9 protein-coding genes are annotated in these 14,602 nt (G+C 74.8%); 2 read left to right on the forward strand and 7 right to left on the reverse strand.

Going from position 1 to position 14,602, the window contains the following annotated elements; translation table 11 throughout:
* Positions 1 to 77 precede the first annotated feature (77 nt).
* Complete coding sequence (locus ACFCX4_RS04530) at positions 78 to 1,457, reverse strand: serine hydrolase domain-containing protein (protein ID WP_376138917.1); 1,380 nt, start codon at positions 1,455 to 1,457, stop codon at positions 78 to 80.
* 246 nt (positions 1,458 to 1,703) lie between these two features.
* Between ACFCX4_RS04530 and ACFCX4_RS04535 the strand changes: the two genes are divergently transcribed.
* Together ACFCX4_RS04535 and ACFCX4_RS04540 are read left to right on the forward strand one after the other, a co-directional pair.
* Positions 1,704 to 3,377 carry a carbohydrate binding domain-containing protein gene (locus ACFCX4_RS04535; RefSeq protein WP_376138919.1) on the forward strand — a complete coding sequence of 558 codons (1,674 nt, stop codon included), beginning with the start codon at positions 1,704 to 1,706 and terminating at the stop codon, positions 3,375 to 3,377.
* A gap of 195 nt (positions 3,378 to 3,572) precedes the next feature.
* Positions 3,573 to 4,886 carry a DUF3533 domain-containing protein gene (locus ACFCX4_RS04540; protein ID WP_376138921.1) on the forward strand — a complete coding sequence of 438 codons (1,314 nt, stop codon included), beginning with the start codon at positions 3,573 to 3,575 and terminating at the stop codon, positions 4,884 to 4,886.
* 48 nt (positions 4,887 to 4,934) lie between these two features.
* Here ACFCX4_RS04540 and ACFCX4_RS04545 read toward each other — a convergent pair whose 3' ends face one another.
* The 6 genes from ACFCX4_RS04545 to ACFCX4_RS04570 all read right to left on the reverse strand — a co-directional run bounded on the left by ACFCX4_RS04545 (position 4,935) and on the right by ACFCX4_RS04570 (position 14,540).
* The gene (locus ACFCX4_RS04545) at positions 4,935 to 6,278 is read right to left on the reverse strand and encodes a M1 family metallopeptidase (RefSeq protein ID WP_376138923.1); all 1,344 of its coding nucleotides are present in this window, start codon (positions 6,276 to 6,278) and stop codon (positions 4,935 to 4,937) included.
* Between the two features lie 111 nt (positions 6,279 to 6,389).
* The gene (locus ACFCX4_RS04550; RefSeq protein ID WP_376138925.1) at positions 6,390 to 10,664 is read right to left on the reverse strand and encodes a Pls/PosA family non-ribosomal peptide synthetase; all 4,275 of its coding nucleotides are present in this window, start codon (positions 10,662 to 10,664) and stop codon (positions 6,390 to 6,392) included.
* 521 nt (positions 10,665 to 11,185) lie between these two features.
* Positions 11,186 to 12,052, reverse strand: coding sequence for an NmrA family NAD(P)-binding protein (locus ACFCX4_RS04555; RefSeq protein WP_376138927.1), 867 nt, complete (start codon positions 12,050 to 12,052; stop codon positions 11,186 to 11,188).
* A 188-nt stretch (positions 12,053 to 12,240) separates the two neighbouring features.
* On the reverse strand, positions 12,241 to 12,732 hold the full coding sequence (locus tag ACFCX4_RS04560) for a hypothetical protein (protein ID WP_376138929.1): 492 nt from the start codon (positions 12,730 to 12,732) through the stop codon (positions 12,241 to 12,243).
* Between the two features lie 169 nt (positions 12,733 to 12,901).
* Positions 12,902 to 13,423 carry a MarR family winged helix-turn-helix transcriptional regulator gene (locus tag ACFCX4_RS04565; RefSeq protein WP_376138931.1) on the reverse strand — a complete coding sequence of 174 codons (522 nt, stop codon included), beginning with the start codon at positions 13,421 to 13,423 and terminating at the stop codon, positions 12,902 to 12,904.
* A 196-nt stretch (positions 13,424 to 13,619) separates the two neighbouring features.
* On the reverse strand, positions 13,620 to 14,540 hold the full coding sequence (locus tag ACFCX4_RS04570) for an alpha/beta hydrolase (protein WP_376138933.1): 921 nt from the start codon (positions 14,538 to 14,540) through the stop codon (positions 13,620 to 13,622).
* Positions 14,541 to 14,602 lie beyond the last annotated feature (62 nt).

Raw genomic sequence — 14,602 nt, forward strand, 5'->3', positions numbered from 1 at the left:
GCCCGGGCGCGGGCGGGTGATGCGGCGGCGGGCGACGCGGCGGGTGACGCGGCCGCGGGCCGGCGGCCCGGCGGGGCTCAGTAGGCGCGCCAGCCCTCCGGGTCGAGGCCGCCGGGCACGGCGTCGGCCGGGCCGTAGGGCTCGCGGGTGAACACGAAGGAGCCGATGTCCAGGTGGCCGACCGAGCCGTCGGCCGCCCGCACCACGCGCAGGGTCTCGCCGGCGTAGTAGTCGTCCAGCCCGGTCCAGGTGCCGTCGTCCTCGGCACGGAACCGGGAGGCGCGGCCGCTCCGGCCGAGCACCGAGAGCTCCAGCGCCCGGTCGGCCTTCAGCCGCAGCGTGTGCGGGGCGGCGCCCCAGTACCACGGGCCGGTGAGCGCCAACAGCTGCTCGTCGACCTCGCCCAGTGGGCGCCAGGGCTCGGGGATCCGGGGCTCGTGCTCCGCCGTGACGGCGATCAGCTCGGCGGTGAGCTGCGCGGTGCCGGGGCCGTTGGTCGCGTTGGAGAACGTGACGGCGGCCAGACCGTCGGCCTCGCTGATCCAGAGACCGGCGGTGAAGCCGGGCATCGAGCCGGAGTGCCCGTACAGGGTGCGCTCGCCGTGCCGGATCAGCTGGAGGCCGAGGCCGTACGTCTCGGTCCAGTCGCCGGCCTCGGGGCCGACGGCGGGGCGGCGCATCTCGGTCAGGGTGTCGGCGGACAGCACCTTCTCGTGGCCGCCGGCCAGGAAGGCGGCCCAGCGCGAGAGGTCGGCGGTGGTGGACCACAGCTGTCCGGCGGGCGCCATCAGGCCGGTGTCGGTGAGCGGTTCGGGCAGCATGACGTCGGCCCACGGGTGGACGGCGAAGCCGCCGGCGTGCGGGGGCTCGGGGAGCAGCGTGGTGCGGGTCATGCGGAGCGGCTGGAGGACCTCGCGGCGCAGCACCTCGCCCCAGGGCTCCCCGCGCAGCCGCTCGACCAGCGCGCCGAGCAGGGCGAAGGTCGGGTTGGAGTAGTGGTGCACCCGCCCGGCGGGGTGCCGGCGGGGCCGCTCGGCCTCCAGGACGTCGGCGAGCCCGGGGCGCAGCGCGCCGTCGGTCCGCTCCCACCAGGGGCCCGGGGTCTCGGAGGCGAGGCCGGCCGAGTGGGAGAGCAGCTGGGCGACGGTGGCGCCGTCGGCGGGGGTGCCGGGCAGGTGGCGCTCGACCGGGTCGGCGAGGTCGAGCAGGCCCTCGTCGCGCAGCCGCAGGACCAGGACGGCGACGAAGGTCTTGGTGATCGAGCCGATCCGGTACTGCACGTCGGCGGTGGGCTCGTGGCCGTCGACCATGCTGCGGGCACCGTGCCACACCGGCCGCCCGTCCCGGAGCACGGTGGCGACCACCGAGGGGGTGCGGCCCTCGGACTGGGCGACGGCCAGACGGTGCAGCAGCGCGCGGCGGGTGGTGGGCAGCAGTTCGTCGGACAGGTCGGTCATCTGGTCCTCTGAGGTCGTTCGGGCGGTTTCCGTCGGGTTCGGTCCGCAGTGCCATGGCACTGCCGGCCCAACCTAGTTCGCTCCGGCCGGGGCGTTCCACCCATTTTCTCCCGATCGGTGCGCGTGCCGCCGACGCTCCCTCACCGCCCTTCCGGCGGACGCGACTTGACATGAGCAATTGGTCCAGTCCATTTTGGGGGCTCTCCCCGCACCTCCACCCCCCACATCCCCCACTGGAGGTCAACGGTGCACAAGCGCACCCGACTGCCCGCCGCCGGCGCCGCCGTGCTGCTCGCAGCCGCCGCGGCGTTCACCGCGCCCACCGCCGCCCACGCGGCCGACCAGCTCACCAACGGCGGTTTCGAGTCCGGCTCGCTGTCCGGCTGGACCTGCTCCGGCGGCCTCGGCTCCGTCGTCGCCACCCCCGTGCACGGCGGCGGCAAGGCCCTCGCCGGCGCCGCCACCGCGAGCGACAACGCCAAGTGCGTGCAGACCGTCGCGGTCAAGCCGAGCACCACCTACACGCTGTCCGGCTGGGTCCGCGGCACCTACGTGTACCTCGGTGTCACCGGCGGCGGGTCCGCCTGGACCTCCGGCGCCGACTACAAGAAGCTCAGCGTCTCCTTCACCACCGGCGCCACCCAGACCAGCGCCGAGGTCTACGTCAACGGCTGGTACGGCCAGGGCACGTACTACGCCGACGACATCGTCTTCGACGGCCCCGGCGGGGGCGGCACCCCGACCGACACCCAGGCGCCCACCGTGCCGGGCAACCTGCGGGCGGCCGGCAAGTCCGCCAACAGCGTCAACCTGGCCTGGGACGCCGCCACCGACAACGTCGGCGTCACCGGCTACGACGTCTACCAGGGCACCGCCAAGGTCGCGACCGCCAACGGCACCACCGCCACGGTCTCCGGCCTGACCGCGTCCACCGCCTACACCTTCACGGTCAAGGCCCGCGACGCGGCCGGGAACGCCTCCGCCGCCTCCACCGCGGTCACGGTGACCACCGACGCCGGCGGCCCCGCGCCGAGCGGCTTCAAGCAGGCGGCGCCGTACCTGTACAACGGCTGGGGCAACCCGCCGGCCCCGGCCACCGTGATGAACGCGACCGGCATCAAGTGGTTCACCCTGGCGTTCATCCTGGCCCAGAACGGCTGCAACCCCACCTGGGACAGCCAGCGCCCGCTGCTGAACGGCGTCGACCAGGCCACCATCAACGCGGTGCGCGCGGCCGGCGGCGACGTCGTCCCGTCGATCGGCGGCTGGAGCGGCAACAAGCTCGGCCCGAACTGCGCCACCACCGCCGACCTCGCCGGCGCCTACCAGAAGGTGATCGACGCCTACGCCCTGAAGGCGATCGACGTCGACATCGAGAACACCGACGAGTTCGAGAACACCGCCGTCCAGGACCGCGTCCTCGGCGCGCTGAAGATCGTCAAGCAGAACAACCCGGGTCTGCGCACCATCCTGACCTTCGGCACCGCGACCTCCGGCCCGACCTACTACGGCAACCGGCTGATCGAGCAGGCCAAGGCGCTCAACGCGGACATCGACGTGTTCACGATCATGCCGTTCGACTTCGGCAACGCGTCCACCGACATGTACGCCGCCACCGTCAGCGCCACCGAGGGCCTGAAGAACAAGCTGAAGTCCGTCTTCGGCTGGGACGACGCCACCGCCTACGCGCACATCGGCATCTCCGGCATGAACGGCCTCAGCGACACCGGTGAGGTGACCTCCGTCCAGAACTGGACGGCGATCCGCGACTGGGCCAACAGCCACCACCTGGCCCGGCTCGCCTTCTGGTCGGTCAACCGCGACCGCGGCTGCCCGGGCGGCGGCCAGCAGGAGACCTGCTCCGGCACCGCGCAGAGCGACTGGCAGTTCACCTCCATCACGGCCGGCTTCACCGGCTGACGCACCCTCCGCGTGACCGCGGCCCGGCCCCTCGGCGGAGGGGCCGGGCCGTGCCGTTCCCCCGGCCCCCGCGGGGGCTCCTCCCGGGACGGACGGCGCGGTGCGGGCGGGTGACCCCGGCGGCGTGGCGCCGTCCCCGGTCCGCGCCCCGCTCCTAGGGTCTGTGCGATCACCGGCCCCCCTTTACGGAGCGTCATGCCCTCGCACCCCGAGCCGACCCTTCCCGAGCCCCGCCGGCCCGAGCCGCCCACCGGCGTCAGGGCCCGCCGGGTGCTCCGCAACCCCCGGGTCTGGGCCGTCCCGGCCGTGCTGGTCGGCCTGCTGAGCCTGCTGATGTCGCTGCTCTACCTCGGCGGCATCCTCGACCCCCGGGGCGACCTGCACGACCTGCCGATCGCGCTCGTCGACACCGACCGCGGCGCCACCGTCGCCGGACAGCGGCAGAACCTCGGCGAACAGCTCGTCACCGGCATCGCCACCGCCCCCGGCCAGGGCGACGCGGTCTCCTGGCGGCGGCTCGACGAGGCGGCGGCCCGGGAGCAGATGGCCTCCGGCAAGCTCTACGGGGTGCTCCAGGTGCCGCCCGGGTTCACCGCCGCCGTCGCCGCCCTCGGCGGCGCGAGCGAGCGGCCCGAGCGCCCCACCGTGCTCCAGTACACCAACCCGGGCGTCGGCAGCCTCGGCTCCTCGCTCGCCGCCCAGATCGGCCGGCAGGCCGTCGAGCAGGCCTCGCTGGCCCTGGGCGGCCGGCTCCTGGCCCTCCCGCAGGCCCAGGGGATGAACGACGCGGCCCGGCTGCTGATCGCCGACCCGGTCACGGTCTCCACCACCGTCGGCCATCCGATCGGCGACCGCAGCGGACTCGGGCTCACCGCGTTCTACTACACCCTGCTGCTCGTCCTGGCGGGCTTCTTCGGTGCCAACATCATCGGCAACGGCGTGGACGTCGCACTCGGCTACGCCGACAACGAGATCGGCCCCTGGCGGGCCCGCCACCCGGTGGTGCCGATCAGCCGCACCAGCACCCTCGCCGTCAAGTGCGTGATGTCGGTCGGCCTGTCGCTGCTCACCTCGTCGCTGATCATGCTCGCCGGGGTGGTGGTCCTGGACATGGACGCCGCGCACCTGCCGCTGCTCTGGGTCTTCTCGGTCTGCGCCAGCAGCGCGGTCGGCCTCGGCGTCCAGGCGATCAACGCGGCCTTCGGCGGCCTCGGCCTGCTCGTCAGCATGTTCGTGTTCATCGTCCTCGGGCTGCCGTCCTCCGGTGCGACCGTGCCGCTGGACGCGGTGCCGCCCTTCTACCGGTTCCTCGCCCTGTTCGAACCGATGCGCCAGCTCACCGACGGCGTCCGGGCCATCCTGTTCTTCGACGCACAGGCCGACGCCGGCCTCACCCGGGCCTGGGTCTGGATCGGCATCGGCACCGTCGCGGCCCTGCTCTTCGGGTTCGCGATGACCCGCTACTACGACCGCAAGGGCCTGCACCGCGCCGTACCCGAGCTCGCCTGAGCCCGGGTACGGAGACGGAGACGGTGCCGCGGGCGGGCCGCCCGCGGGTCAGCCGGCCGGCAGCGGCGGCAGCTCGGGCCGCCGGAGCCAGGCGTCGAACAGCTCGTCCAGCGGCGTCCGCGCGTACCGGGCGGCGTGGGCGAGGAAGTCCGCGGTGGTGACCACACCGTGCCGGTGGAACGCGGCCCAGTCCCGCAGCATCCGGAAGAACGCGGTGTCCCCCAGGGTCAGCCGCAGCGCGTGCACCACCAGGCCGCCGCGCTGGTACAGCCGGTCGTCGAACATCAGCTTGCGGCCCGGGGCGGCCAGCCGGAGATCCTGCGGCAGCCCGGCCAGCAGCCGGTGCGCGTACAGTGCCCGGGCGTCCGCGGTCGGCCCGCCGGAGCGCTCCGACCACAGCCACTCCGCGTACTTCGCCAGCCCCTCGTTCAGCCAGATGTGGCTCCAGTCGCCGATCGAGACGCTGTTGCCGAACCACTGGTGCGCCAGCTCGTGGGCGACCAGCCGCTCCCGCTCCCAGCCGCCGCCCAGGTGGTTGGTGCCGAAGGTCGCCACCCCCTGCGCCTCCACCGGGACGTCCAGCTCCTCGTCCGCGACCACCACCGTGTACTCGCCGAACGGGTACGGGCCGAAGACCTCGCCGAAGTACGCCATCATCTTCGGCTGCCGCCCGAAGTCGGTCGCGAACGAACCCGCCAGCCGCTCCGGCACGTACCCGGTCTGCGGCACCTGCGGGTGCTCGGCCAGCACCACCGGCCGGTACGGCCCGATGGAGACCGTCACCAGGTACGTCGAGGTCGGCGCCGACTGCTCGTACACCCAGGTGGTGCTGGAGGAGCCGGTCGTGCGGGTCAGCAGCCGGCCGCCGACCACCACCGTGTACGGGGAGGGCGTGGTCACCGCTATCTGGTACGTCGCCTTGTCCGCCGGCCGGTCGTTGCACGGGAACCAGGACGGCGCCCCGATCGGCTGGCTCGCCACCAGCGCGCCGTCGGTCAGCTCCTCCCACCCCAGGCCGCCCCACGGACTGCGCACCGGCCTGGGGTTGCCGGTGTAGTGCACGTCGACCGTGAACGCGGCCCCGGCCGGCAGCGGCTTCGCCGGACGGATCCGCAGCTTGCCCGCCCGGTGCGTGTAGCGGGCGGCCCTGCCGTCCACCAGGACCCGGCCGATCCGGAACTCCGCGAGGTCCAGTGCGAAGTCGCTCAGCGTCGTCACGGCGACGGCGCTCAGCCGGGCCGTGCCGCCCAGCCGGTTGGGGCCGGGCCGGTAGTCCAGCGCCAGTTCGTACCGGTGCACCCGGTAGCGGGGATCACCGCTGTTCGGGAAGTACGGATCCGGCGGGGTGGCGGGCTGAGGGGGCTGCGGGGACTGCGCCGGGCGGGGGTTCACCGGGTCGTACGCTCCTGGAACAGGGGGTGGACGGGGACGGAGGGGACGGACGGGCGGACGCCCGAGGGGCCGGACGGGGCGGACCCCGGCCGGCCCCCCGGGGGACGGCGGTCAGGAGGTGGTCTGCCACACCTCGATCGGGTTGCCGAGCCACCGGGAGTCGGCGGGCACGGATTCGGCGCGCATCACCAGCGAGGCCGGGCCGAGCGTGCTGCGCGCGCCCACCGTACTGCCGGGCAGCACGATGCCGCCGGGCCCCAGGGTGGCACCCTCGCGGAGGACGACAGTATCCATCCGCATGATCCGGTCGTGGAAGAGGTGGGTCTGGACGACGCAGCCACGGTTGATGGTCACACCGTCACCGAGGGTCACCAGGTCCGCCTCCGGCAGCCAGTAGCTCTCGCACCACACGCCGCGCCCCACGCCCGCGCCGAGCGCCCGCAGCCACAGGTTCAGCACCGGGGTGCCGGGCACCGCGCCCACCAGCCACGGCACCGCCAGCACCTCGACGAAGGTGTCCGCCAGCTCGTTGCGCCACACGAAACCGCTCCACAGCGGGTGCTCCACCGCCCGGAACCGGCCGACCAGCACCCACTTCGCCGCCACCGCCACCGCGCACGCCACCGTACCCGCGGCCAGCAGCACCGGGCCGGACAGCAGCGCCGCCGCCGCCGGCGACCACGTGACCGACAGCCACGCCAGCGCCGCCAGCGTCAGCGCGCCCAGCGCACCCGAGGCCAGCACCGGCAACAGCCGGCCCACCTCGACCAGACCGCGCGCCCACAGCAGCCGCACCGGCGGCTCGTAGGTCAGGCTCTGGTCCGCCTCGTCGGCCGAGCGCGGCAGCCGCATCGGCGGCATGCCCAGGTACGAGCCGCCCTTCTTCGCCTTCTCCGGCGTCGCCGACAGCACGCCCACCAGACCGCGCTTGGGCACCGCACGGCCCGGCGCGGTCATCCCCGAGTTGCCCAGGAACGCCCGGTCGCCGACCTTCGCCTCGCCCAGCCGCACCCAGCCGCCGCCCAGCTCGTACGGCGCCATCAGGGTGTCGTCCGCCAGGAACGCGCCGTCACCGACCGTGGTCAGGCTCGGCAGCGCCAGCACCGTGGACACCTCCGCGTGACGCCCGACCCGCATGCCCAGCGCCCGCAGCCACAGCGGGGTCACCAGCCCCGCGTACAGCGGGAAGAGGATCTCCCGGGCCTGGTCCATCAGCTGCATCACCGTCCACGCCTGCCAGCCGACCCTGCCGTGCAGCGGGTGGACACCCGGCTTCAGGCCGATCGACAGCAGCCGCACCGCGGCGACCAGCTGTGCCGCGTACACCACGCCGAACGCCAGGGTGGCGGGCAGCAGACCCAGCAGGGCACCGCCGAGCGCGCCGCCCAGACCGGCCGCCGGGTCGACGAACGGGGCGAGCACCGCCAGACCCGCCACCGCCGGCAGCAGCGGCAGCAGGCTCAGCACCGCGCCGCTCAGCCCGTACAGCACGGACCAGCGGGCCCGGCGCTCCGGACGGTCCTTCGGCCAGGTCCGCTCCGCGCGGCCCAGCTTCACCGCCGGGGCGCCGCCCCAGCGCTGGCCCGTCGGCACGTGCCCGGTGACGCTGGAACCGGCCACCACCTGGGCCCGCTTGCCGACCCGGGCACCCGGCAGCAGGGTCGACCGGGTGCCGACCACGGCCCCCGAACCGACCTTGAGCTGCCCGACCTCCAGCCGGTCGCCGTCCAGCCAGTAGCCGCTGAGGTCCACCTCGGCCTCCACCGCGCAGCCCCGGCCCAGCTTGAGCAGGCCGGTCACCGGCGGCAGCGAGTGCAGGTCCACGTCCTCGCCGACCTTGGCACCCAGCGCCCGCGCGTAGCGGGTCAGCCAGGAACCCGAGAGCGAGGTCGCGCCGCTCACCTCGGCCAGCCGCTCGGCGGTCCACAGCCGCAGGTGGACGGAGCCGCCGCGCGGGTAGCTGCCCGGCCGCAGGCCGCGCAGCAGCAGCCGTGCGCCGCCCGCCGCCATCGCCAGCCGGCCCGCCGGGGTGAACAGCACGGCCGCGCCCGCGCCGAGCGCCCACCACGAGGCGGTCGGCGCCCAGGCGAAGCCGTCCAGGTGCGACAGCAGGTTGCCCAGCGCCAGCAGCGCCACCGTCCAGCGCAGTCCGACCACGGTGAACAGCGGCAGCAGCAGGAGCACCTGCAGCAGCTTGGCCCGGGTCGGCACCGGCTCGATCGTGCGGGCCTCGCCGGACTCCGCCGCGGTGCGCTCCAGGTGCCGGGCGAGCTTGCGCAGCGTCGGCTGCTGGTAGATGTCCAGCACCGCCGCGTTCGGGTAGCGGGTGCGCAGCAGGGTGGTCAGCCGGGCGGCCGCCAGGCTGCCGCCGCCGATCGCGAAGAAGTCCTCCCGGGGGCCGCTCACCGGCACCCCGAGGATCTCCGTCCACTGCTCGGCCAGCCAGGCCTCGGTGCCGTACAGCTGCTCGGTCGGCCCGGCGGTCTCCAGGTCGGGCAACGGCCAGGGGAGCGCGTTGCGGTCCACCTTGCCGGAGGTACGGGTCGGCAGGGTGTCGACCGGGGCGAGCAGCGGGACGAGCGCGGCCGGCAGCTCGGAGCGCAGCCGCCGCACCGCCTCCTCGCGGTCGAAGCCCTCGCCGGTCACCAGGTAGCCGACCAGCAGCTGGTTGCCGCCGCGCGCCGTCCGCACCGCCGCCGCCGCGCCGGCCACGCCGGGCAGCGCCTGCAGCGCCGCGTCGACCTCGCCGAGCTCGATCCGCCGGCCGCCGAGCTTGATCTGCTCGTCCGCGCGCCCCAGGAAGAGCAGGCCCTCCGGGTCGGCCTGGACGAGGTCCCCGCTGCGGTAGGCGCGCTCCCAGCCCATCGAGGGCAGCGGCGCGTACTTCTCGGCGTCCTTCTCCGGGTCCAGGTAGCGGGCCAGACCGACCCCGCCGATCACCAGCTGACCGGTGCCGCCGGGCGCCACCGGCTCGCCGGCCTCGTCCACCACGACGAGGTCCCAGCCGTCCAGCGGCAGACCGATCCGCACCGGGCCCTCACCGGTGAGCAGCGCCCCGCAGGCGACCACGGTCGCCTCGGTGGGGCCGTAGGTGTTCCACACCTCCCGGCCCTCGGTCACCACGCGCTGCACCAGCTCGGGCGGGCAGGCCTCGCCGCCGAAGATCAGCAGCCGGACCTCGTTGAGCGCCTCGGCGGGCCACAGCGCGGCCAGCGTCGGCACGGTGGAGACCACGGTGATCTCCTGCTCGGCGAGCCACGGGCCGAGGTCGGCGCCGCTGCGCACCTGGGAGCGGGGGACGGGCACCAGGCAGGCGCCGTGCCGCCAGGCCAGCCACATCTCCTCGCAGGAGGCGTCGAAGGCGACGGACAGGCCGGCCATCACCCGGTCGCCGGGGCCGATCGGCTCCTCCTGGAGGAAGAGCGCGGCCTCGGCGTCGACGAACGCGGCGGCGTTGCGGTGGGTGACGGCGACGCCCTTGGGGCGGCCGGTCGAACCCGAGGTGAAGATGATCCAGGCGTCGTCCGCGGTGGTCGGGCGCTGCCCGGCGGGCGTCTGGTCGGCGAGCGGCTCGCGGGCCGGGCCGACCGGGGTCAGCGCGCGCCCGGCGCCGAGCACGGCGGCGACGGCGGCCTCCTCGAAGACCAGCTGGGCGCGCTCGTCCGGGTCCTCGAAGTCGACCGGCACGTAGGCGGCGCCGGCGGCGAGCACGGCGAGGACGGAGACATAGAGGTCGTTGGTGCCCGAGGGGACGCGGACGCCGACCCGGTCGCCGCGGCCGATGCCGGCGGCCGCCAGGCGGCGGCGCAGCTGCTCGACCTCGGTGGCCAGTGCCCGGTAGCTGAGCACGGTGGTGCCGTCGTCGAGGGCGGGCTCGGCGGGGTGCTGCCGGGCGGTCGCGTCGAGGAGGTCGACCAGGGTGCGCGGGGCGGGGGCGGGGCGGCCGGGGTAGCGGGCCTGTTTCTCGGCCTGCGGGTCCTGGGCGGGGTCCGGGTCCCGGGCGGGCTGTGTGGGCGGCGTGGGCTGCTGCTCGGGCTGCGCGGGCCGGTCGGCCTGCTCGGCGGGGGCGTGCTGCTCGGCGGGGGTGTCCTGGTCCGCAGGGGTGTCCTGGTCCGCGGGGGCGCACTGCGCGTCCGCGGTGGGCCGTGCGTCGTGCTCGTCCTGCGGGGCCTGCTCGTCCTGCGCGGGCGGGGCGGCCTGTGCCGTGGGGGCGGGCTGCTCCGGCCGGGCGGCCGGTTCCGGCTGCCGGGCCGGTCGGACCTGCTCGGTGTGCCGGACCTGCTCGGTGCGCTGCACCTGCTGGGTCCGGTGGGCCTGCTCGGCGGCTTCCGGGGCGGGGCCGGCCGGCGTGCCCGGGACCGTTTCCCGGTTGGGTTCGGCTGTCATGGCTGCCGTGTGCTCCTTGTCCTCGCCCCGTCCCGATCGATGTCCGACCCTTGGGGGCGGTGGGAGCACTCGTCCTTTCCGGGTGACCCCACTCCGGGGCCGGAGCGGACAACCCGACCGATGGTAGCCCGCTGCGGTGAACTGGGGTCCGATCGGAACTCCGCCCAACTTGCCCTGGAGTGGCCGAATCTGACGGATCGTCAGGCCACAACTGGTGCTCCTTCGGTCATATGTGACGGGTCGTCAGCAGTTCTGACGAACCGTCAGATCGATTTTCGGACCGTGACCCATGCCACATTCCGGGTTGCTCCCTCGGGGTGAACGGAGAGGCGACACGCCGTGACGGACGGGCGACGGCCCCGCCGCGCGGGGGCGCGGCGGGGCCGCCGGGGCCCTGCGTCGGGCGGTCGGGGCCGTGCGGAGGGGCCGCACGGACGGTCCTGCGGAGCCGCGCGGGGGGGGTCCTGCGGAGCCGCACGGAGGGCCCGCTCGCGGAGGGTGTGCGGGCGGGCCCGGACCGGTCAGCGGAAGCTGTCGAGGTGCTCGCGCAGGAACGCCTCCAGGGTGCGCGGGGGGCGCCCGGTCAGCCTGGTCGCCGTGTCGTCCGGAGCCTCCGGGCGGGCGACGGCGAGCTGCTGGATCTCGACCACGTGGGCGGCCAGCCACTCCGGCATCCCGGCCCGGGCGACCAGGTGGGCCCGCATCGCCTCGGGCGGCAGGTCCACGTAGTGCACCGGCCGGCCGAGCAGCGTGGTCAGCAGCTCGGTGAGCTCCTGGTAGCTGTACGCCTGCCCGCCGGTCAGTGCGTAGGTGCCGCCCGCCGCCGCCGGGCGGGTGAGCACGGCGGCGGCGACGTCGCCGATGTCCCGGCAGTCGACGTAGTTGCACCGGGCGTTCCCCATCGAGCCCTGGATCAGCCCGGCCGCGGCGATGCCGGGGGAGAGCAGCAGCAGCTTCTGCATGAAGGCGTACGGGCGCAGCACGGTGGCGGTGACGCCGGAGGCGCGCAGCCGCTCCTCGACGTGGTGGTGGCCCCGGGAGATCACCACCGGGGAGTGGGGCTCGGCTGCCGGGGCGGACACCTTGACGATGTGCTCCACGCCTTCGAGTGCGGCGAGGTCGATGGTGCGCAGCTCGTACTCGACCTGGCGCGGGCCGTTCTCCATGGTGAGGAAGAGCTGCCGGGTGCCCCGGAGGGCGGCGCGCAGCACGTTGGGGTCGGCGGCGTCGGCGGCGACGGCCTCGACCAGCAGCCGGGTGCGCTCGTCCAGGCCGGCCAGCAGCCGGGCGGGGTCGCGGCTCAGTGCGCGGACGGGGATGCCGAGCGCGGTGAGGCTGCGCAGGGTGGCGCCGCCGGTCGCGCCGGACGCTCCCATGATGGTGATCATGCGGGGTTCTCTCCTCGGATCTTCGGTACTGGGTGCTGCCGGCTCTGGCCGGCGCCGCCCGGTGCTGCCGGGTGGTGCCGGCGGTCGCCGGGTGGTTCGAGGCGGTGCCGGGTGGTTCCGGGTGTCGCCGGGTGAGGTGGTCCGGTGGGGCTGCGGGAGGTCAGCGCGCCCTGCGGCGGCGCGGGAGGTCAGCGCGCCCTGCGGCGGCGCGGGCGGGAGGCGCGCCAGCGCCAGGTGACCATGGTTCCCGCGATCGCGGCGGAGATCGGCAGGTCGAAGCGGAGCCGGCCCGGCCACGGGCTGTCGGCGAGCGCCGGGATCCGGGGCAGCAGCTGCCAGCCCGCCATGCCCACCCCCAGCGCGAGGGCGGCGGCGCCGATGCCGAACAGGAGGGAGAGCAGCAACCGCGGTCCGCGCTCCACCCAGGAGCCGGCCCGACGGCGGCGGTGCCGGGCGCCGATGATGGTGGCGACCAGGGCGGAGGTGCCGCCGATGGTGGTGAAGGCCGCGATCCGGAGCTCCGGCTGGCCGCTGGCGAACCCGCTGATTCCGGCCATGACGGAGGGCATGGCGTAGGAGACCAGCACCTCGCGCCAGAGGACGAAGGGCGGCGGGGCGGCGGGCGCGGTCGTGTCGGGGGGCGTGGGTGCGGTGGGCTTCTGCAGGGTTTCGCCGGGCATGTGCGACTCCAAGGTGCTTAGGAGGCTAACTATTAGTGCTAAGGAAGCTAACTACTGGGGCGTGGGGCACCCGGCGCGACCTCTGGCGGGGCGCCGGGGCTCGGTGTCGGACTGCGGGGAGGGCGGGGTGGGGCGGGGGTGATTCCGGGGTGTGTCGGGGTGCGCGGGGTCAGTCGTCGGTCAGGGCGGACATGCCCGCGACCAGTCTGGCCAGCAGGTCGAGGAAGACCGTGCGCTCCTCGACCGAGAGTCCGCCGACCATCGCCTGCATCCGCTCGAAGTGCTCGGGTGCCATGTCGCGCAGCCGCTTGGCGCCGCGTGCGGTGAGTATCACCACGTTGCCCCGTCCGTCCTCGGTGGACGGACGCCGGGCGACCAGGCCGTCCCGTTCCAGCCCGTCGGCCAGGCCGGTCACCGTCGCCCGGGACACCCCGAGCGCCGTCGCCAGCTGGGAGGGCGACTTCTCGCCGCCGTGGTCCTCCAGCTCGGCCAGCAGTCGGTAGCGCCCGGTGGACAGGCCGAAGCGGGCGAAGTGCGCCTCGCCGGCCTGGCCGAGCCTGGCGCCGGCGGTCATCAGCCGTGCCGCGACCAGGACGGCCTGCGGGTCGGCCGACAGGCCGTACCGCGAGAGCTGCCGCCGGGCCTGGTCGAGCGTGGGTGCGCCGTCTCCGGTCGCGGGCTGCTGAAGCATGTAAGTAATATGGCGCCTAACCAGATGTCCCGTCAAGTCGGCCGCGGGTCGGCCGGTGGCCGCGGTGTCCCTCCCCGGGGGATCGGGGGATCGACCGGGAAGCCGGGGGACCGGGAAGCCGGTGCGGAACAGGGGCCGCGGCCGAGCGCCCCCGTCGTACGCACCCGGTCACGGCCGCCGCGTGCGACAGGGAGGCTCAGCCGCGCGGGGCGAGGTGCTCGTCGAAGAACGGCACGGCCTCCTCGACCGCGCGCTCCACGTACTCGGGGACGTCGTAGAAGTCCATGTGGGTGCCGCCCTCGACGACGACGAGCTTCTTGGGGCTGCGGACCCCGGCATGCAGTTCGGTGCTGTGCCAGAGCGAGCCGGCCTCGCTGCCGGCCACTATCAGGATCGGCTGGGTGAGCAGGTCCCCGACCAGGTGGAAGGCGTCGAAGGCGAGGATGCGCGGGATGCTCAGGCCCAGCAGGTACTGGTTCTGCGCGTTGGGGTGCCGGGCCCGGGGGGTGAGGTAGTAGTCGTGGGCCCGGGCCAGGTCGTGGGGGACGTTCCCGTCGAGCTCGACGGGCACGTAGGGCGCCATGACGGGCTCGCCGCCGGTGGTGGCCTGCGCCTGCCGGGCCTGGGCTGCGGCGTCGCGCACGGCGACGGCGGCGGAGTCCTGGTCGGTGCCGTACCAGCCCTTGCGCCAGGCGCTGCCGATGTTCAGGGCGCTGACGGTGGCCAGGGCCCTGATCCGGGAGTCGGTCATCGCGGCGTTGACGGCGTAGCCGCCGCCTGCGCAGACGCCCAGCACGCCGACGCGGTCGGCGTCCACGTAGCCCAGGGACTGGAGGTGGTCGACGGCGGCGTGGACGTCCTCGACGCGTCGCGCGGGGTCCTCCAGGAAGTGCGGCTCGCCGCCGCTCGCACCCTGGTAGGAGGCGTCGAAGGCCAGCGTGACGAAGCCCTGCGCGGCGAGCTCGGCCGCGTACAGGCCGGCGGTCTGCTCCTTGACGCCGCCGCCGGGGTGGACGGTGACGACCGCCGGGTAGCTGCCGTCGGGGTCGAAGCCCTCGGGCAGGAAGAGGTTGCCGGCCATGGTGATCGGGCCGTTGGGGAAGGTGGTGGACTGCACGGGGTGCTCCTCGGGGTCTGCTGTTGCGGGGTCAGTGGGCGCGCAGCGCGTCGACGTCCTGG

Source organism: Kitasatospora sp. NPDC056327 (assembly GCF_042261735.1).
Lineage (GTDB): Bacteria > Actinomycetota > Actinomycetes > Streptomycetales > Streptomycetaceae > Kitasatospora.